The sequence below is a fragment of the Shewanella mytili genome (genome assembly GCF_046765975.1).
In the GTDB taxonomy this organism is placed as follows: Bacteria; Pseudomonadota; Gammaproteobacteria; order Enterobacterales; family Shewanellaceae; genus Shewanella; species Shewanella mytili.
Map to the genome: position 1 here is coordinate 89,641 of NZ_JBKOUD010000009.1, position 20,566 is coordinate 110,206.

Consider the following 20,566-nt stretch of genomic DNA (forward strand, 5'->3'; position numbering starts at 1 on the left):
AGAAATCCGCCGTTATCACAAACTCGCAATTATTAATGTAAATGATAATAAATATCATTTGATAGTTTTCACCTTTATGCTACATTCCTGCCAGTTTTACGGTATTAAGCCGTTTGTTAGCCACCCCCACCAAGGAGTCAGTATGTGGTACAGCGTACTCGTGCTGTTGATGCTGGCCGCCTGTTTGCTGCTTTATCTCAGCAGTAAACAGCAGGCCATGCTCGCAGCCCCCCTGCCAGAGGCCCCCTATCGTTATTTGGCTCATGTACTGTTACTGGCCACGCTGGTGGGCTGGAACCTATTACTCAGCGCCGTCGCCGCATTCTTTTTATGGCTGATGCTGCTGGGCTGCTTGCTGGGCACGGTGCCGTTATTGTCGTTACTGCGCAGGAGCCCCGTGAAATGAGTACCCGTCCTAAAATCCGCCCTGACTGGATAAGCAAAACCCTCTGTGGGCTAGTCCTTGGCTTCACGCTGGCGTTGGCGCTGGTGGGGCTGTTTGCCTGGTTTGGCCCCGGCAGCATGGCCGCCGGTGACAAATATCAGTTCAACATGTGGCTGCTGGCGCCGGTGTGGCTCAGCATTCTCAGCCTGGTCTATCTGTTCCGTTCCGGCCGCCGCGCATTGTTGTGGCTAGGTGGCGCCAACCTGCTGGCCTGGGGCCTGCTGTTTCTGAGGTAATCCATGCAAATTCGCAGTGACATTTTACGCATCTATCAAAAAGTGCATCTCTGGACCGGCATCAGCACCGGCATTTTGCTGTTCATCTGCTTCTTCGCCGGGGCGCTTACCATGTTCAAGCCCCAGCTATCGGCTTGGGCGGCACCACCCGCAAATGTGCTGCCCCAAATCCCGGCCGCCCAGCTCGACAACCTGTTGCAACAGGCCCTGATACAACATCCTGAAATCGCCAAGGGATTCACCCTGCATCTGGACGATGACAAATACGCGCCCCTCAGCTGGCATAGCCAGGGCGGCAAGCGCGGGCTCAATCTGGATGCCAAGCAGTGGCAGGCCACGCTTGATGCACAGGGGCAATTGCGCACCCAGGAAGTGCAGCCCAGCCAGCTTGGCAAATTGATTGACCAACTGCACCGCACCGCCGGGATCCCCGGGCATATCGGCCATGAACAGCTGGGGGTACTGGTGATGGGGGTGGCCGCCGTACTGTATTTCATGGCGCTGGTCTCTGGCGTCATCTTCTTATTGCCCACGCTGGTAAAAACCCTGTTTGCCCTGCGCCGCAAAAAAGGCCCCAGCCGTTTCTGGCTTGATGCCCATAACCTGTTAGGCATTACCGCCCTGCCGTTTCACATCATCATCGCCCTGACCGTGGTGGTATTTGCCTTTCATGACGTGTTTTACGACGCTCTGGGAGAGCTAGTTTATGATGAACGCCCGGCATTCATGCGCGGGGCACCGTTGGTACAACCACTGGATATTTCCCAAATGCCGCCGCTACGGGACATCATTGCCGCTGCCGATAGCCATGCCCCCGGCTACCGCACCCGGACAATGACCTTCATGGGGCTGGATGGCCCCCGTCCGGGAGTGAGGGCCGAGATGTATAGCGATACTGCCCTGATGCGCGGCCCGGTGGCAGATTTCCTGGCATTGCAGCCTTATTCTCTGCAAGTGCAGTTCAGCACTTTCACACCGGGAGAAGAGGGGATCTGGGCGCGTATGGTTGCCGTGTTTTTTGGCTTGCACTTTGGCAGCTACGGCGGCATTGGCGGCCGCTGGCTCTACTTCTTCATGGGGCTTGGCGGTGCCATGCTGTTTTACAGCGGCAACCTCTTGTGGCTGGAAAAACGCCGAAAACAGCAAAAAACCGATGAAGCACTGCCTCAGCAGCCGCGCAAGGTGCGCTGGATGGCGGCGGCCACCGTCGGGTGCTGTTTGGGCGCCATGGTGGCCGTTGCCTGCACCTTACTGGCAGGCAAATGGCTTTATCCTTGGGTGAGCAATATCAATTACAGCTACCTGTGGTGTTACTACCTGTGTTTTAGTGCTGCCGTGCTCTATAGCTTCTGGCGTGGTGCGGCCAGGGCGGCCATTGACCTGCTTAGCCTGGGCGCCGTGACCTGCAGCGCATTGCCGCTCACCTCCCTATTGGCCACGTTGCTGCCGTCACTGGGATTGTGGGCGCCTCACACTCTGGCCACCCTGACGGTGGACATCATGGCGCTGGTGTTTGCCGCAGGCTTCTTTTACTGCGCTCGCCTGACCCGGCGCCGGGCGCTCAATGGCCCGCCTGACAGCATCTGGGCGCTGCCAAATAACCCTGAGCGCGCCCCACAGCCATCCCGACTCTCGGCTTATTGACCCTTGGACGGGCGCTGGCTCCCATTGCCGGCGCTCCGCCACTCTTGCCTTGGTGCCTTTTTCCCCGCGGCCCCGCCCGCCTTGGCTTGCCCTGCTCGAAAACAACCAATTAATCCGCCAATGACTATCACACCGCCATGCAAGAGGATTACTATGGCACTCCACATCATCTGTCAGAAAATGGAGACAGCCCCCCATGCTTAACTTTGATTATCGAAATCCGACCCATATCGTCTTTGGAAAAGACCGTTTAGGTGAAATCGATGCATTAGTGCCGTCACAGGCACGGGTGATGGTGTTGTACGGCGGCGGCAGCGTAAAAAAATTCGGCACCCTTAAAGCCGTCACCAACGCGCTTGGAAAGCGTTATGTGGTGGAGTTTGGCGGCATTGAAGCAAACCCCCGTTACGACACCCTGATGCGGGCCGCCCACATTGCCAAAGCGGAGAACATCGATTTTCTGCTGGCCGTGGGTGGTGGTTCGGTCATGGATGGCACCAAATTCGTGGCACTGGCAACCCATTTCGACGGCGATGCCGCCACCCTGTTATGGGATGGCACCGCCGCGATTGATGACCGCAAAGTACTGCCATTGGCAACTGTTGCCACCTTGCCGGCCACCGGCTCTGAAATGAATCCTTTCGCAGTGGTCAGCCATGCCAGGGGAAAATTCGGCCTGCGTCACCCCCAGTGTTACCCGCAGTTTTCCGTGCTGGATCCCACACTCACCTTCACCCTGCCCAAAATTCAGGTGGCCAACGGCGTGGTGGATGCGTTTGTGCACATCTGCGAGCAGTATGTCACCTACCCGGTAGATGCCAAGGTGCAAGACCGCTTTGCCGAAGGGCTGTTGCGCACCCTGATTGAAATAGGGCCCAAGGCGCTGGCCAATCCTGAAGACTATGACACCCGGGCCAATCTGGTATGGTGCGCCACCAATGCCCTGAACGGATTAATCGGAACCGGGGTGCCACAGGATTGGGCCACCCATGCCATTGGGCATGAGCTTACCGACCGCTTTGGTATCGATCACGGGCAAACCCTGGCGGTTGTCATGCCCGCACTGTGGCGGGTATGTCTGGCAGACAAACAGCAAAAGCTGCTGCAATATGCCGCCCGGGTCTGGGACATTCATGAAGGCACAGACAAGGAGCGCATTGAGGCCGCCATCAGTAAAACCTGTGAGTTTTTCCAAAGCCTTGGCATTCACACCCGTTTGCGGGATTACGGTGTGGCGCAGCAGGATGTTGATGCCATTGTAACGGCGCTGCAAAACCACAACATGAACAAGCTGGGCGAACACCAGCACATTACGCCGGAAGTCAGCCAGCAAATTCTGTCCAGCGCCTGGTAAGGCTGCCATGGAGGGCAACGGCAAATACCGGCGTTGCCCTCGTCATTAGCCGTCACCCATCCTGCGTATGGGGTGATGACCAGCATCAACCCCCATGCTATTTGGGCCATCACTCGTTACAATAGCCCCACTTTCAGCCCATTTGTCCATGCCATCGGCCCCTTGGCCTGGCCGTGACCCCAGCCAAGGTAATACTTGCCATGTTCAGCACGCTTCGCAAACGTTGGTGGCTCAGTGCCCTGTTGTTAATCACCCTTGTTGCCGTCAGCAGTTATGTCTGGCGCACATCGTCCCATAACAGTGATGCCCTGTGGCAACTTATCAGCCAGCGTTGCGTGCCGGCACTGGCAAGCCATGGCGTGCCAACGCCCTGTCAGGAGGTGAACCAAGCCCGGGGTTATGTCACCCTGAAAGACCGCAACGGCATATTGCAATATTTGCTGATGCCGCTGAACAAACTTGCCGGCATGGAAAGTCCTGAGCTGCTACACGCCGCCACCCCCAATTTTTTCGCCCTTGCCTGGGAGCAGCGGCAACTGGCCGTGGACCATATGACCAGTGCACAAACACACGTGCCTGACAGTGCCTTGTCGCTGGCCATCAACTCCCAATATGGCCGCACGCAAAACCAGCTGCACATTCATATTTCCTGCTTGCGCCAGGATGTACGCCAGCAGCTTGATGCACTAACGCCAAGCCTTACCTCCCGGTGGCAAACCCACCCATTGGGCCCCAATGACTACCTGTTGCGGACGTTGCAACCCCAGGAATTACACCAAACAAGCGCCTTTATCCGGCTGGCACAGGAACTTCCAGATGCCGCCGGGCACATGGGCCACTATGGTCTGGCACTGGCCAATCTGCCCAACGGACAACTGGTGTTAATGGCCATCCGGGCCAATTGGCGCCAGGCCAATAAGGCTTCAGCCGAAGAACTGCAGGATCACAGCTGTCAAATTCTGCAATCTGCATCGTAAAAACAGGCCATGCCCCTTCGCCGGGCCCCGTTAAGCCGTTACCATTGCGCCAGCGCAACAGGAGAAAACCATGTACCGTTATTGCTGTTTATTACTGATGATCTGTGCCGGACAAGTACACGCTTGGGGCGCCACCGGTCATCAAGCGTTATGCCAGGCGGCCTATGAACTGACCGCCCCTAGCACCCAGAAAGCACTGGATGCCCTTACCGCCAAGCAGGGGCAATATGCCTCATTTGCCCAGGTTTGCACTTGGGCGGACGACATCAAGAAAGACCCCCAGTGGGCCTGGTCAAAACCCCTGCACTACATCAACGTGAACCGGGACGAAACCGATTTGCAGCAGGCAAACTGCAGTAAGGGTTGCGTACTGCATGCGGTGGCCGAGCAGCAACAGCTGTTGCAGCAAAACCCGCAAAACTGGCAAGCCCTGTTCTTTCTGGCGCACTTTGTGGGCGATTTGCACCAACCGCTGCATGTAAGTTACGCCGATGACTGGGGTGGCAACAAAACCACCGTCACTTTTTTTGGCGAGGCGGCAAATCTTCACGGCATTTTCGACTACGGCATTATTGGGCATATTGCCGGTGATGACTGGGCCGCGCTGGGCAAGCAGTTGGCCATTAACGCGCAAAAAATGCCGCTGTCTCAGGCAACCTCGGCGCCAACCCTTGCCACGTTCACCCAGTGGGGCAATGAATCATTGGCATTTACCCGTCAAATTTATGCGGACTATCAACCCCATGCGGTATTGGGGCAGGATTATGAAGACAAATACGCTCCGGTGATCACCCGGCAACTGGAAAAAGGCGCCCAGCGTCTGGCCCAAATGCTTGACCGCATTTACCAGCCTTAGACGCCTCTTGCGCCTCAAAAGCGCTTGTGTGTATCACCATGCCCCTGATTACAGGGGCATTTTATTATCCATCCATGGTTACATCGCCAACCAACCCATTAAGCAATAAGCGGCCAATGCTCGCCCTCTTGCCCAACACGCAGCTGTGGTCTTATCCATCCCAACCGGCATAAAAACGAGATCCATATCACTATATTACAAATGATAATCGTTCTTGATCTCATTTTTATATGGTTTTATATTAGCGTGCACTTAACCGGTAGCAGATGTGCTGCTGTCAATCACGCCAATCGGGAACTGTTTCATGAAAATCACACACCGCCGTCAGGGGCGCGTCCGAATCGGAGCTCAAGTACTGGGCTCATTAACCCTGGGAATGACCATTTCAACCTCACCGCTATTTGCCGCCACACCGGAAACCGTGCCGGACAAAACCCTCGAATCTCCGGCACATGCGGTCAAAAAAGACAAAAAAGACAAAAAAGTCGAGCACATGGTGGTTAACGGTGACTACCAGGGATACAACAATCATCGGGTTCAATCCGGTAAATTCACGGATGATCTGCTCAACAGTGCCAAAACCATTACCGTGATTAATCAGGAGTTGCTCAAGGATATGGGCGCTGACAGTTTCAGCGACGCCCTGCGCGCCACCCCCGGCATCACGCTGGGAACCGGTGAAGGCGGCAACCCTTACGGGGACAGGCCGTTCATTCGGGGATATGACGCCCAATCTTCCACCTTCATCAATGGGATGCGGGATGTAGGCTCCCAAAGCCGCGAAACCTTCAACATTGAACAGATTGAAGTGCTTAAAGGCCCAAGTTCGGTATACAGCGGCCGGGGCGCCGTAGGTGGCAGCATCAATATCGTGACCAAAAAAGCCCGCGCCGGAGATTTTATCAATGCCGATGTTGCCATTGGCACCGATGCCCTGAAACGCGCGGCGCTGGACGTCAATAAAGAGCTGAGCAACGATGCCGCATTCCGGCTCAATGTAATGAGCCACGATGCCAAGACTCCCGGGCGGGATCAGGTGTCAGGCAATCGCTGGGGCATTGCCCCGTCGTTAACCTTCGGACTTAACAGTGCCACCCAGGCCACGCTGGAGTACTACCACTTTGAAAGCCACGACATCCCGGATTACGGCATTCCTTATGATCAGCAATCCGGCCGCCCGGCACTGGTGGATGAAGACAACTTCTACGGCCTGCTCAACCGTGATTTTCGCGATAACAGTAACGACATCGCATCCGTCATCATCAGCCACGAACTCAATAACGGCTTGCGCATCAGCTCCACATCCCTCTATAGCCGTAATACCAACCAGTACATTGTGACCAATCCGGATGACAGCGCCGGCAACGTGGCCAACGGCTATGTGTGGCGCAACACCAAATCGCGCCATTCCGCCACCAAGACCCTGGCCACCCAGTTGCAACTTGCCGGGGAGCTGACCATCGCCGGCAAACCCAACCGCTTTGCACTGGGAACGGAACTGAGCCATGAGCGCACCAGTAATCGCAGCTATGCCGTGGCAACCGGCAACGGCCGTAATGGCTGTGATGAAGCGATGCTGAACAGCTACAACTGTACCTCGCTGGTCAATCCAAATCCGTTCGACTCCTGGCAGGGCAGCATCACCCTGAGTGACAACCCGACCATCACCGACACCAACACCCGCTCCCTGTATGCGTTCAACACCCTGGAGCTGAGCGATGCCTGGTATGTCAACGGCGGCATTCGCTGGGATGACTACCGCAGCAGCAGTGAGTCGGCCCAAGCCAACCTTGGCAACGATGCGGATTTCTTTAACTATCAACTGTCCGTACTCTACAAACCTGCCCACAATGGCAGCATTTATGCGGCCTGGGGCACCTCGTCCAATCCGCCGGGCACCTCCAACGGCGATGGCAGTGACCGCCTTGGCAGTAACAATGAAGCCCTGGCGCCGGAAGACACCAAAAGCTATGAGCTGGGCACCAAGTGGGAACTGTTCCACGGCCGTCTGGCACTGAATGCCGCCCTGTTCCAGCTGGAGAAAAACAATGCCCGCGTGGCCACCGAGGCCGGACGCGGCGCCCCGCAGGCCAATATCGGCAAACAGCAGGTGAAAGGGTTTGAAGTGGGCTTTTCCGGCAATATCACCCGCCACTGGCACGGTTTCGGCGGCTATACCTATCTGGATGCCACCCTAGAAAACAATGGCTACAGCAGTGCCTACAACGGCAACCGCTTCCCCAATACGGCCAAACACAGCATCAGCCTGTTCAGCAACTATGACATCACCCGGCAACTGAGCGCCGGCGGCGGGGCATATTACATGAGCAAGGTTTACGGCAACAGTGCCAACACCCTGTGGGTTCCGGCCTACTGGCGTTTTGATCTGGTGTCGTCTTTCCGGGTCAATGAGATGCTGACACTGAGGCTGAACGTGCAAAACCTCACCGACAAACGCTACTACGACAAAGCCTATGCCGCCCACTTTGCCAATATGGCACCGGGTCGCCAGGCCATATTAAGTGCCCAATTCAGCTTTTAACCCCACCACGGAGGCTTCCCCGAAAAGGGGAGCCTCTTTACCCATTACGGATAACCCCTTGCCATGTTAATTGAAATCCCACAGGTATTTTCCAAAACAGAAGTGCAGCAATTGCGACAACAACTGGACGCCCGCCCCTGGATTGACGGGAATCAGACATCGGGCTCGTGGGCCGCCACCCGTAAAAACAATCGGCAACTGAGCCAACAGGACCCTCTGGCCCAAGAGCTGGGGCAAATGATCATCCAGCGGCTGCTGGCCCAGCCACTGTTTGTTTCGGCCGCGCTGCCACTGCAGTTTTACCCGCCATTATTCAACCGTTATCAGGGAGGGCAATGCTTTGGTTATCACATAGACAATGCCATTCGCCATACTGACGAGGGCATGGTGCGCACAGACCTTTCCGCCACCCTGTTTTTAAGTGAACCGGAAAGTTATGAGGGCGGGGAGCTGATGATACAGGACACTTACGGCCAGCAACGGGTAAAACTCGCTGCCGGCTCACTGGTGCTCTACCCCGCCAGCAGCCTGCATCAGGTCACGCCGGTAACCGCCGGTGAGCGCACTGCCGCTTTCATGTGGCTGCAAAGCATGGTGCGGGATAACGAGCAACGGCAACTGTTGTTTCAGCTGGATCAATCCATCCAGCAGCTCAGTGCCCAGCAGGCATCATCCCAGGAGATTTTTAACCTCACCGGGGTGTATCACAACCTGCTACGCCGCTGGAGCGAACTGTAAAGCGTTTAGGCGTGGGCCACCGGATTGGGCGTTTTCCCGGGTTTGCGCAGCAGCATCAACAGGTAGATAAACGCCACGCTGGCCATGGTCAGAAACAGCAAACTGTCGGAATAACGCTGCATCAGCAGCGCGATGAGCGAGGGGCCCACCAGGCTGCCTGCGGTGTAACTCAGCAGCAATGCCTGGTTCATGGAGACCAGCTGCTGATGGGAAACCTTTTCACAGGCCCAGGCCATGGCCACCGGGTACAGGGTAAAACCGGCAGCGCCCAAGATGAACAACGCCGGGGTCAGGGCGGCATGTACCAGCATGGCCAGTGAGCCCAAAATCACCACAAACACCTGCACCCGCAGCACCAGCAAGCGGCCGTAGCGATCCGCCAGGCGCCCCGCCGGCCACTGGCCCACAATCCCGGCACTTACCAGCAGCGCCATCCAAAATCCCACACTGGCGTCATTCATCCCCTGATGATTGAGATACAAGGGCATCAAGCCGTAGAGCGAGCCCAGCACAATGCCGGAAATCAGGCAGCCATGCACGCCAAGACGGGCCTGTGGCAGCACCAGCATTGACAACACTTTGGGCGGGCGCGCCGCCACCGGGGAGGCTTGCTGAGCATTCACAATCCGGGTAAACAGCAACGGCAATACAGAGCTCAGCACCAGTGCCAACGCCCAGGGCAGCACGCTCATCAGGGCGGTGGGTAATGTGGTCAGCAATAATTGTCCGGCCACGGTGCTGAAGTAATACACCATCATATAGGCGGCCAACAGGCGGCCGCGGTTGGCTGAGCTGCCGCTGCACATCAGGGCGCTTTCCACCACCACCCAAATCATGGCGCAGCCAATGCCCGCTACAAACCGCCACACAAACCAGCTGTAAAAGCCCATCATCAACCCAAGCCCGGCACAGCCCACGGCAAACAGCAGCGTGGCGATATAGTAGCTGTGCTTGAAGCCGTAACGCTTGATGCACTTGCCAGCCAGCAAGGTGCCCAGCAAATTACCGGCAAAAAACGCGGAACTCACCATGCCCACCTGCCAGGTTGGCAATTGGGCATGCGCCAGCCATAAAGGCACCAGAGTATTGAGCACGGCAATGGCCAGTGTCAGCAACAAAAGGCCACTGAGCAGCAAAATAACCGGCCGGGTATAGATGGACATGGTGTAAAAAACCGGAGGGCGAAGAATAAAAGTGCGCGCATTATTCCACCGCCATGGGGGCTGTCAATCCGTTGTCGGAACCCGGATAATCCACCCTTAAGCAGACGAACGATAAAACTCACCGATGTTGAGCGAATTTAAACATAACATCATGATTATTATTTATTTTTGTTTTTATTTATGGCAACTCATAGCGGGATTTTGGTCAAAAAATTTCATCAATACATTATTTCATGCGTCCGCTGCATGTTACCTTGCGCCTACGATCTTGCTGCGGTCAACCAAACAGGGGGGGCCATTTGCCCCGCACCGGGCACCGCCGCTAGCACTCTGCCGGGCAGCCTGCTAGATTTTGAACCATCAAGAACGGTTGGTAACACGGCTAAAACGCCGCAGCCCCAGCCTGTTCTGCAAAAGACCCAACGCCTTCTGAACCAAGGAGCACCATGAGCGATACCATAGAAAATACCGTTATCAATGATTGGGAACAATTAATTGCCGGCACAACCGCAACGTGTATCCAGCACAATCGTGAGTTGGTCAGCAAACACAGCCAAGCGCTGGCAACCCATTTCTATGAGCACATGCTCACGACGGATGACGCTTCGGTATTCCTGTCTCACAACCAGGTGAAAACCCGCCTTCACGGTTCATTGCAACAGTGGTTAATCACCCTGTTCGACATAGGTGAGCACTATGATTTGGAGGCCACCATCGCACTGCAGGTGCAAGTGGGTGAAATTCATGCCCGGATAAAAATTCCCATGCACATCGTGCTGCGGGGCACCCGTTACCTGAAACAGTTTTTTGCCCGGTTACTGCAACAGGAAAAACTCAGTCCCCAACTGCAAAATGCCTGTTTGCAGCATTTCAGCGATACCCTGGACATTGCCATTGAGATGATGGGCTATGCCTATGCCAGCACCTACGATCGCAATACCCGCTCCGATGAAGTGTACCGGCTGTTTTCCATCACCCAGAATTTGTCTACCGAACGGGAAAAACAAAAAGGGGCGCTGCTGAGCTGGGAAAACCGTTTGATGTTTGTTTACACCGTGGGCGAACAGGAAGGCCAATTGCCGCTGCTGGCCGCCTCGGACTTTGGCCTGTGGTTTATCCACAAGGGCTCCCATGCGTTTGAGGATTACCCGGAAACCCAAATGATTGGCGAGCGCATAAAAATCATTGATGAACAGCTGTTACCCATGATGCAGCAACACCAGGATGCCACCGGGCTTCAGGGATTGCATCGCATCCGGGAAGAGACCAAACGCATTAAGTTCCTGTTAAATGACATTTTTACCAAGAGCTCTGAGCTGGAAGGCGGCCGTGATGTGCTGACCAAACTGCTTAACCGCAAATTCCTGCCCAGCGTGCTTAACCGGGAAATCGCCCATGCCCGTAACAGCCGGAGCCAGTTTGCCCTGTTATCCATGGATATTGATTATTTCAAGGAGGTGAATGACACCCATGGCCATGAAGCGGGGGACTTCATCCTGCAACAGCTGAGCAGTTTCTTGCTGAACAACTCCCGCTCCGGCGACTTTGTATTCCGCCTTGGTGGCGAGGAGTTCATGATAGTGCTGGTGGATGTCAACGATGACAATGCCCAGTTGGTAGCGGAAAACATGCGCAATAAAGTGGCCATGGAGCAGTTCAGCCTGCCGGGTGGCCAACCCATCCATATTACCGTCAGTGCCGGGCTGGCGCTGTTCAATGGCCATCCGGACTATCAGTATCTGTTACGGCGGGTAGACAAGGCGCTGTATGATGCCAAACGCCTTGGCCGTAACCGGGTGGAGGTGAGTTTGAGCCAGAATTAGGCGCCGATTCAGGCTCTGGCCTGGCTGCCAAGGGCAATCCTGCCTTGCAGCAGCAACGGCTCCACGTCACGGGCAGGCAAGGGTTTGGCAAACAGATACCCCTGTCCTTCCTCGCAGCCCAGCCGTTGCAACAGGGCCAGTTGCTCATCGGTTTCCACCCCTTCGGCAATAATGGTGCGGTTAAGGGTGTGACCGATTTCAATGATGGCTTCTATCAACTGGGCATCTTTTTGATCGCCCATGGCGTTAATCACAAAGGACTTGTCGATTTTCAGTACCTTGACCGGTAAATCCCGCAACCGCGACAAACTGGAATGGCCGGTGCCAAAATCATCAATGGCCAGGGTAAAACCCTGCTGTTGTATCGCCTGTAACATGGGCATGATGCGGCTCATGTTATCCATGATGTTGCTTTCGGTGATCTCTAGCTGGATCTGCTGCGGCGCAATGTGGTGATGCCTGGCCAGCACCTGGATCCGCTCGCAAGTATTTTGGCGCATCACCTGTTTTACCGACACGTTAATGGCCATGTCCACGGTAATGCCCTGTTGCTGCCACAGGGACAACTGCTCCAGGGCCCGTAACATCACCCAGTCACCCAGTTCGGTGATGAGCCCGGAATCCTCGGCAATGGGAATGAACTCTTCGGGGGAAATCATCCCCCGCTGCGGATGCTGCCAGCGCAACAGCGCTTCCACACCGGTAATGCGGCCACGTTGCAAATCCACTTTGGGCTGATAAAACAGCATCAGCTGGGTGTCATCATTCATGGCTTGGCGCAACTCCTGATCCAACTGGATGCGCCGGGTCATTTTGGAGGTCATCAGCTGCTGGAAAAAGCGGAAACAGCGGCCGCCGTCATCCTTGGCGATGCGCATGGCCTGGTTGGCATGCATCAACAGACTGCGGGCACTGGTACCGTCATCGGCATAAAACGCTAACCCCAGAGATGCGGTGATCTGCACGGCAAAGCCTTTGCCCTCAAACGGCGCTTCCACCACCTGCAACAAACGGTGCATCAACTGCACCAGTGCAATGTTTTCCTTGTGCTGATCCAGCACCATGGCAAATTCATCACCGGTAATGCGCCCCAAAAAGCCCTGATACTGGTTGGTCAGCCGGTTAAGACGCTCAGCCACTCCCAGCAGTATTTCATCGCCCTTGTCATGGCCAAGACTGTTATTGATATCCTTAAAGCGGTCCAGCCCGATGGAGATCACCACCAGCGCACTGTTGTTTTGTTGGGCCAGCTCTACGTACGTCTGTATCTTTTCCAGTGTTGACAACCGGTTAGGCAATCCGGTTAACGGGTCGTTGAACGTCTGGAAGCGCACCCTGTGGGTGATTTCGCTGTCCATTTTGCGCAATAAACGCACGTACTGTTTTTCCCGGCGATAAAGCGACACCAGCAGCGGCCGGAAAATAAACACCGCCTCCAGCAGCAAGGTAAGAAACATGCCCAGCAACGACAAACGGTTATAGCGCTGCAACTTGGCAATGGCTGCCTCACTGTCTTGCTGGTATTGCAGTACTAACGCATCCAGGGCATTCAAGATATCGTAGCGAGCCAGTTGTCGCAGCTGCAGATAGGCCTGCTCCTGCTCTACCGGCGTGAGCGTTGGATCTATGACCATTTCCGCCAGCTGGAAAAAGCTTTCCAGTCGTTTATCCAGGTTCACCGGCGCTTCGTGGAAAATTTTCTGGATGGCGGCAGATGCGGGTGCCGGAATGGCCATGGTCGCCGAGCCGTGCATCAGCGCCTGATGCACTTGCTGCATTTTTTTCAGGGCATCGGCATATTCGCCGGGAAACAATGTGGGGGATTGCTGTGTCTTTTCCGTCAATAACTGGCTGGCAAACAAGGTGATCCTCTGTGACAGCATGCGCTGGCGCCCCGCCAGGTTCACCACCCGGGCCGAGGCCTCCTGCTGCGTCACTATTACCTGTACCAGATAATGAGAAAAAAGGGCCAAAAGGCCGATGATAACCAATGCGAAAATATAGGTAAGGGTTCCCCGGCGCCAGTGCATACGCAGAAAATTCAAATCCCCATACACGGGCTTTTGCATGCTGTAGACACTCCCTGTAAACAGTTTGGCTAAATCACGGATAACACACATGGATGACGGTAGGCATACCATCTTTCAGTTTAGATGGCCGCTTCATCTTCGCTTAATATTTTTCCGGCCAAGAGTCCATCAGCTCACGGCCCCATGTTTGACTGGCAACAAAAAACACCTGGGGGGAACAAAACGATGCATGGCGTAAATAAATTTACCACCTTGTTAAAACCTGTGATATCTAAATATCATATCCTTTTGATTAATATCATGAATAAATTTAACTGGCACGCCAAGGCCCGCGATAACATTCGCCCATGAAAAAAGGGAACGGCCAGTGGCCCGTTCCCTTTTTCTTCACCCCGAAAACACTTACATATCGCAGGGTTTCAGCGGTTTACGCAGTTGTGCCCGCACGTTGTCCATGCCGGAGTAGAACTCTTTCATCATCAGCAGGCCCATCATTTTGCCGTTGTCGGTAACAATCAGCTCTTCCGGATTTTTCGGATCGTTTTTCAGCGCCCCAATCATTTTCATGGAAGTCATCTCTTTGAACAGCGCTGTATCCAGATTCACCCCGAAGGTGTCCCGGAAATATTTACGCGACAGGCGACCGGAGAACATGCCCAGCAAGAAGCGATACTGCATCACGTCTTTTTTACTGTAGTTTTTCTGTTGTTCCACACCCATTTTGCCGTTTTTAATCCGATCTTCGTAACGGCGCAACGAGAAGGTGTTCACGTACAGGGTGTCGCTGAGGAAGCTGAACGAACCAGAACCCACACCTAAATATTCATCGTAATCAATAACGTATTCATCAAAACCTTCGTCATTGGCCTTACCGAAAGCCCAGGCGGACAACTGGTTGTACTGCCCGACCAATGAATTCAGAATCATCCGGTACTGGTTGGCCATATCCGCTTGTGGCGCGGCCAACGTGGCTTTTACGCTCTTGCGTGTCTGGTGGGTTACCATCAGCGGATACGTGGTGATCTGCCGGGGTTCCAGACGGGAGGCCATGTCCAGATCGTGCTGAATGACTTCATCGGTCTGACCGCGGAAACCGAAAATCAAATCCACATTGATAATGGGGAACAGCTCCTTGGCAGCCATGATCTTGTCGAAGGTTTCCTGGCCTGAGCCGAATTTCTCCAGACGTTCGGTCATGCGCAGAATGTCATCGTTAAAACTCTGCACCCCAATGGACATGCGGTCCACCAGCCCTTTGAGCTGTTTGAAACCCGGGTTGTCCAGATGTTGTGGATCTGATTCGCAAGACACTTCCTTAATGGACGGGAACAGGGTTTTGGCATGCTCAATGGTACGGGCCAGTTCATCTTCCAGTACTGTGGTGGTACCGCCACCGATATACATGGATTCAAAGTCGTAACCCAGTGACTTCACCATGTCCATCTCTTTGCGCAAGGCCACAAAGTAGCGACGGGCCTTGTCTTCCTTGAACAGGAAACGGTGGAAAGTACAGTACGAGCAGAGCGTATGGCAAAACGGTACGTGAGCGTACAACATGTATTTTTTGCCAGGGACGGGCGCCGGCATAATATCGGCGGAAATGGTATCCAGTCGTAGATTCTTATCCACATAGTAATGCATCACCTTTTCCATCGCCTGCAGCATCCAATTGGGTACGGTAATCTGGGATTGGTAGCTTGGTACAAGGTGACGATCGAGAGTTTGGATAACAGATGACATAACGATTCCTGTCTGGATTACATAATCCTTAAATACCACAACAAGTTAGTGATTATCCAAGGCGGTGTCTTGAGGGTGCAAGGGTACAGGTTAAGCTTTCCTTAAAACGTGAACTGGCTAAAATTTAACGCTGCCTAGCAGCTCCGGCACCCATCTTTTGTTAAGGTCGCCATATTTTAGCGAATGTGAATAAATGTCAATTGCCAAAGTGAAAACTGCTAGCCAGGTGGCATAAAAAAGCCGCGTGTGATACGCGGCTCGGATTATGGGATCTTGATCTGAGATCTGGATCAGGCTTTTCTGTATTTGAGCGTGCCGTTGGCCTTGATTTCGTCAAACCACAGATTGTGATGCTGGGTGGCCCAGTTTTCATCGCAATAGCCGGAGACCATGCATTCCATGCCGCCTTCAGACATCACGGTGGCCATGAAAATATGCACAATGGAAAATGCGCAGATAATGATGGCACTGATGGAGTGCAGAATAAGCGACACCAGGCTCAGGGTGCGGCTGGGCTCAAACAGGTTCGGGAACAATAGCAACATGCCGGAGGCTGAAATCACCAGCCCGAACAGTGCAAATGTCCAGAACCACATTTTTTCCCCGGCGTTGGCAAACCCTGCATCCGGATGTTTGCCTTTGAAGGGGCCGAAATTAATGTACCCCCCCACCACCATGAACCATTTCACGTCATACATTTTGGGCAACTGGTTTTTGGCCCATAGCAGGGTCATCAGCAACCAGCCGAACATGAAAGGAATGGCCATCACGTTGTGCACCTGCTTGGCAAAATACACCATGGTGGCCCAAAAGCCTTCACTCACCCAAGGTTGCAGGAAGAAGCGTCCGGCCAGTAACGTCAACCCGGTGAGGATTAACGTCAGGCAGGGAATCGCCCCCAACCAGTGAATGGAAACATCCAGTTTTGACCAGCGATGTACCATTTTGCCAGAAAACCCGTGGTGCAGTTTGGAAATGCCGTTCACCATGATAAACAACGCAAACACGATGATCATGCCAAACAGCGCCAACATCAGCCCCGGGGCCAGCCAGCTGCTGCGCAGCTCCAGTACCCGCGGATCATAGCTGTTGATGGGCTGGTTGTGGAACTGGCTATCGGAGGTGGTGTAACCGGTTGCCCCCTCCTTGAGTTCGCTCCACAGTTGTGAATATTCCGATTGCTGGGCCTGCATTGCAGCCACTACCGCCTCGGGCGCTGGCGCCGGGGCAGTATCGGCAAGGCTGACGGCACTGAACAGCAGTGCCATAGCCAAACCCAGTTGTTTGAACCATTTGTTCATTGAAAACCTCTCTCACCGGCCCACAACGTGAGCCGGTTATCTCCGTCTTACTTCCAAGCGCCGTTATTGGCACCGCGGTAAGCCACACGCTCACGGTAGATGCCTGAAACCACTTGTGCATCACCGGCCAGCAAGGCTTTGGTGGCGCACAGTTCGGCACACATGGGCAATTTGCCTTCGGCAATGCGGTTAGCGCCGTATTTTTTGCGTTCGGCTTCAGAGAAGTTCTCTTCCGGGCCGCCAGCGCAGAAGGTGCATTTGTCCATCTTGCCGCGGGCACCAAAGGCGCCCTTCTTGGGAAACTGCGGTGCACCAAAAGGACAGGCGTACAGGCAGTAACCACAGCCAATGCACTTGTCTTTGTTATGCAGCACCACACCGTCTTCGGTGCGATAGAAGCAGTCTGCCGGGCACACGGCCATGCAAGGCGCATCGCTGCAATGCATGCAGGCCACAGAGATTGACGCTTCGCCGGGTTCACCATCGTGCAAAGTCACGACGCGACGACGCTGAATGCCCCACTCCAGGGCGGAGTCGTTTTCGTTTTTACAAGCAGTGACACAGCCGTTACATTCGATGCAGCGTTTGGTGTCACACAAAAATTTCATGGTAGCCATAGTGGCAATTCTCCTCACTTACGCTGCTATCAGGCTTTGACAATCTGGCACAGGGACGCTTTGGTCTCCTGCATCTGGGTGACCGGATCGTAACCGTAGGTCAGTGCGGTGTTGGCGGATTCGCCAAGCACGTATGGCACTGTGCCTTCCGGATAGTTCGGTTCCAGACTTTCGCCATGCATCACACCAGCAAAGTGATAAGGCATCCAGGTGACCCCTTGTTTTACCCTGGGCGTTACCATGGCCTGCACCAGCACGCGGCCACCTTCGGCGCCTTCGAGCCAGACTTTATCACCGTTGCGGATGCCGCGATCGGCAGCGTCAGCGGGGTTGATTTCCACAAACATGTTCTGCTGCAATTCAGCCAGCCACGGGTTGGAACGGGACTCTTCGCCACCACCTTCATATTCCACCAAACGGCCGGAAGTCAGTGCCAGCGGGTATTTGCCGGTCATGTCCTGTTGCTGGATGGATTTGTACAGGGTGGGCAAACGGTGTACCTGCATATCCTCGTAAGTGGGATATTTGGCGACCAGATCCCGCCGTGGGGTATACAAGGGTTCGCGGTGCACAGGCACCTGATCCGGGAAGGTCCACACAATACAGCGGGCTTTGGCATTACCAAATGGAATGCAACCGTGTTTGATGGCCACCCGCTGAATGCCGCCAGACAGGTCGGTTTTCCAGTTTTTGCCTTCGGCTTCGGCTTTTTCAGCCTCTGTCAGGTCATCCCACCAGCCCAGCTGTTTGAGCAGCTTGTCGGAGAACTCCGGATACCCGTCCTGAATCTCACTGCCCTTGGAGTAAGACCCCTCAGCCAGGATGTTCTGCCCTTGGTATTCCACGCCATAACGGGCACGGAAGTTACCGCCACCGTCTTTGACATGCTTGCTTGTGTTATAGAGGATCTGGGTACCGGGATGTTTCTGCTCCGGCGTGCCCCAGCATGGCCATGGCAAACCGTAGGTTTCGCCTTTGCATGGGCCACCAGCGGCTTCCAGGGTTTTATTGCTGAAGCTGCCCCAATTCATGGTGTGCTGCTTGATACGCTCAGGGCTCTGGCCGCTCATGCCGATGGTCCACATGCCACGGTTGATTTCACGGGTCACGTCTTCCACTAACGGAATGCCCTTTTCATCCAGGCTGATGCGTTTGGTGTATTCCTTGTCAAAGCCCAGTTTCTTGGAAAGCCGATACATGATTTCCAGGTCGTTTTTGGACTCGAACAATGGCTCAATCACCTGCTCACGCCACTGGATGGAGCGACCGGAGTTGGACAGGGAGCCACGGGATTCAAACTGGGTACAGGCCGGCAGGATGTAAACGCCCTCTTTACGGCGGTGCATCACGCCGGCCATGGTTGGCGCCGGGTCAACCACCACCACGGTTTCCATCTTGTCCAGCGCATCACGCACATCGCGCTGACGGGTTTCGGTGTTGACGGACTGCCCCCAGAAAAACGCCATGCGCACGTTGTCACGCTGGGCCAGTTTGGCTTTGTCTTCCAGTACCCCGTCATGCCAGCGGGAACAGGGGATCCCGGGGGTGATCATGGGTTCGCGCCCCAGATAGTTACCGTTGTCAAAGCGGTCTTTCACCCAGTCAAACTCCAGATCCCAGACATGGGTCCAGTGTTTCCAGGCGCCGGTGGTCAGGCCGTAATACCCCGGCAGGGTGTCAAACAGCAGCCCCAAATCGGTGGCGCCTTGCACGTTGTCGTGACCACGGAAAATGTTGGTACCGCCGCCGGAAACGCCCATGTTGCCCAAGGCCAGCTGCAAAATGCAGTAAGCGCGAGTGTTGGCGTTACCAATGTGGTGCTGGGTGCCGCCCATACACCAGATAACCGTACCCGGACGATTATCTGCCATCATTTTGGCCGTGTTGTAGAGGGCTTCTTCAGTAATGCCACAGATGTTGGCCACTTCCGCAGGCGGGAACTTGGCCGCTTCTTTGCGGATGGCATCCATGGCAAATACGCGCTGCTCGATAAAGGTTTTATCTTCCCAGCCGTTGTCAAAAATGTGCCACAGCATGCCGTAAATAAACGGAATGTCGGTACCGGGGCGAATGTTCACGTGCAGATCGGCATGAGCCGCTGTACGGGAGAAACGTGGATCAACCACAATGATTTTGGCGTTGTTGCGCTCTTTGGCCAGCAAGATGTGCTGCATGGATACCGGGTGCGCTTCTGCCGGGTTGGAGCCGATGAAGAAAATCGCCTTGGTATTCTGGATGTCGTTGAACGAGTTGGTTTGCGCACCGTAACCCCAGGTGTTGGCCACACCGGCTACAGTGGTAGAGTGACAAATACGAGCTGAGTGGTCGACGTTATTGGTGCCCCACATGGCAGCGAATTTACGGTACATGTAGCAGCCTTCGTTGGAGAACTTGGCGCTACCCATGAAGTACAGTGAATCCGGGCCTGACTCGTTGCGGATTTTCAGCATCTGATCGCCGATTTCATCAATGGCGGTTTCCCAGCTGATGCGTTTCCACTTGCCGCCTTCCAGCTTCATGGGGTATTTAACGCGTTTTTCACCGTGACCGTGTTCACGCAGTGCGGCACCTTTGGCACAGTGGCCACCGGCATTGAACGGATGATCAAATGCCGGTTCCTGACCGGTCCACACGCCGTTTTGAACTTCGGCATAAAGACCGCAACCTACGGCGCAAGCACTACAAATGGTGCGTTTTACTTCAATGGGGGCATCATGTGGGACTTCTGTCGCTTCGGCACGACGCATCATACCAGTGCCAAGAAATGATGCTGCAGCAATGCCACCTGTGGCAATCCCTGCGCTTTTCATAAACTGGCGACGACTGATCCCCAGTGTGTTGCCGGCCTGGGGCGCGACAGTGGAAGTGCGAGTTAACTTCATCGCTTAATCTCTCCTGGGTTAACGCAGGCTGTTGTAATAATCACGGATGTGCGCGGTTTCGCGGTAACCGTCCTGATGGGAGGTGGCGTTTTCAACGCCTTCATTTGCCGGTGCCGCAGTGACCTGGGAAGCAGCAACGGCTACACCGGCAGCTGTGCTGATGGTCAGGGCTTTCAGCAAGGATCTGCGTTGCAGATCGGGCTTCTGCTCTTTCACTT

The 20,566-nt window shown here is 54.7% G+C and carries 16 protein-coding genes; 9 read left to right on the forward strand and 7 right to left on the reverse strand.

What is annotated here, in order from left to right; translation table 11 throughout:
* Positions 1 to 142 precede the first annotated feature (142 nt).
* The 8 genes from ACIDEJ_RS10345 to ACIDEJ_RS10380 all read left to right on the forward strand — a co-directional run bounded on the left by ACIDEJ_RS10345 (position 143) and on the right by ACIDEJ_RS10380 (position 8,792).
* Positions 143 to 406, forward strand: a complete 264-nt coding sequence (locus ACIDEJ_RS10345; RefSeq protein ID WP_411987996.1) for a hypothetical protein — start codon at positions 143 to 145, stop codon at positions 404 to 406.
* The gene (locus tag ACIDEJ_RS10350; RefSeq protein WP_411987997.1) at positions 403 to 681 is read left to right on the forward strand and encodes a hypothetical protein; all 279 of its coding nucleotides are present in this window, start codon (positions 403 to 405) and stop codon (positions 679 to 681) included. The genes ACIDEJ_RS10345 and ACIDEJ_RS10350 overlap by 4 nt, the downstream gene beginning before the upstream one ends.
* Positions 682 to 684: 3 nt before the next feature.
* Entirely contained in the window at positions 685 to 2,325 is a 1,641-nt protein-coding gene (locus ACIDEJ_RS10355) for a PepSY-associated TM helix domain-containing protein (RefSeq protein WP_411987998.1), read from the forward strand.
* 196 nt (positions 2,326 to 2,521) lie between these two features.
* A complete protein-coding gene (locus tag ACIDEJ_RS10360; RefSeq protein ID WP_411987999.1) occupies positions 2,522 to 3,679 on the forward strand; it encodes an iron-containing alcohol dehydrogenase in 1,158 nt (385 codons plus the stop codon).
* 200 nt (positions 3,680 to 3,879) lie between these two features.
* Positions 3,880 to 4,656, forward strand: a complete 777-nt coding sequence (locus ACIDEJ_RS10365; protein ID WP_411988000.1) for a CDP-diacylglycerol diphosphatase — start codon at positions 3,880 to 3,882, stop codon at positions 4,654 to 4,656.
* Positions 4,657 to 4,726: 70 nt separating this feature from the next.
* The gene (locus tag ACIDEJ_RS10370) at positions 4,727 to 5,512 is read left to right on the forward strand and encodes a S1/P1 nuclease (protein WP_411988001.1); all 786 of its coding nucleotides are present in this window, start codon (positions 4,727 to 4,729) and stop codon (positions 5,510 to 5,512) included.
* Between the two features lie 304 nt (positions 5,513 to 5,816).
* The gene (locus tag ACIDEJ_RS10375) at positions 5,817 to 8,054 is read left to right on the forward strand and encodes a TonB-dependent receptor (RefSeq protein WP_411988002.1); all 2,238 of its coding nucleotides are present in this window, start codon (positions 5,817 to 5,819) and stop codon (positions 8,052 to 8,054) included.
* A 63-nt stretch (positions 8,055 to 8,117) separates the two neighbouring features.
* Positions 8,118 to 8,792, forward strand: coding sequence for a Fe2+-dependent dioxygenase (locus ACIDEJ_RS10380; protein WP_411988003.1), 675 nt, complete (start codon positions 8,118 to 8,120; stop codon positions 8,790 to 8,792).
* Positions 8,793 to 8,797: 5 nt separating this feature from the next.
* On the opposite strand, the gene ACIDEJ_RS10385 is transcribed toward ACIDEJ_RS10380, so the two are convergent.
* Positions 8,798 to 9,955 carry an MFS transporter gene (locus ACIDEJ_RS10385; RefSeq protein ID WP_411988004.1) on the reverse strand — a complete coding sequence of 386 codons (1,158 nt, stop codon included), beginning with the start codon at positions 9,953 to 9,955 and terminating at the stop codon, positions 8,798 to 8,800.
* Positions 9,956 to 10,401: 446 nt separating this feature from the next.
* Here ACIDEJ_RS10385 and ACIDEJ_RS10390 point away from each other — a divergent pair, with 446 nt between their 5' ends.
* Positions 10,402 to 11,778: a diguanylate cyclase gene (locus tag ACIDEJ_RS10390; protein WP_411988005.1), complete on the forward strand. Its 1,377-nt coding sequence runs from the start codon at positions 10,402 to 10,404 to the stop codon at positions 11,776 to 11,778.
* A gap of 8 nt (positions 11,779 to 11,786) precedes the next feature.
* Here the strand turns inward: ACIDEJ_RS10390 and ACIDEJ_RS10395 are convergent, their stop codons facing one another.
* The 6 genes from ACIDEJ_RS10395 to ACIDEJ_RS10420 all read right to left on the reverse strand — a co-directional run bounded on the left by ACIDEJ_RS10395 (position 11,787) and on the right by ACIDEJ_RS10420 (position 20,564).
* Positions 11,787 to 13,847, reverse strand: a complete 2,061-nt coding sequence (locus ACIDEJ_RS10395; RefSeq protein WP_411988006.1) for a putative bifunctional diguanylate cyclase/phosphodiesterase — start codon at positions 13,845 to 13,847, stop codon at positions 11,787 to 11,789.
* Positions 13,848 to 14,210: 363 nt separating this feature from the next.
* Positions 14,211 to 15,548, reverse strand: a complete 1,338-nt coding sequence (locus ACIDEJ_RS10400) for a coproporphyrinogen III oxidase family protein (RefSeq protein ID WP_411988007.1) — start codon at positions 15,546 to 15,548, stop codon at positions 14,211 to 14,213.
* A gap of 290 nt (positions 15,549 to 15,838) precedes the next feature.
* Positions 15,839 to 16,849: a formate dehydrogenase subunit gamma gene (locus ACIDEJ_RS10405; RefSeq protein ID WP_411988008.1), complete on the reverse strand. Its 1,011-nt coding sequence runs from the start codon at positions 16,847 to 16,849 to the stop codon at positions 15,839 to 15,841.
* A 47-nt stretch (positions 16,850 to 16,896) separates the two neighbouring features.
* Positions 16,897 to 17,466, reverse strand: coding sequence for a formate dehydrogenase FDH3 subunit beta (gene fdh3B / locus ACIDEJ_RS10410; protein WP_411988009.1), 570 nt, complete (start codon positions 17,464 to 17,466; stop codon positions 16,897 to 16,899).
* A 29-nt stretch (positions 17,467 to 17,495) separates the two neighbouring features.
* Positions 17,496 to 20,348, reverse strand: a complete 2,853-nt coding sequence (locus ACIDEJ_RS10415; RefSeq protein ID WP_411988010.1) for a formate dehydrogenase subunit alpha — start codon at positions 20,346 to 20,348, stop codon at positions 17,496 to 17,498.
* An 18-nt stretch (positions 20,349 to 20,366) separates the two neighbouring features.
* On the reverse strand, positions 20,367 to 20,564 hold the full coding sequence (locus ACIDEJ_RS10420) for a formate dehydrogenase (protein ID WP_411988011.1): 198 nt from the start codon (positions 20,562 to 20,564) through the stop codon (positions 20,367 to 20,369).
* Positions 20,565 to 20,566 lie beyond the last annotated feature (2 nt).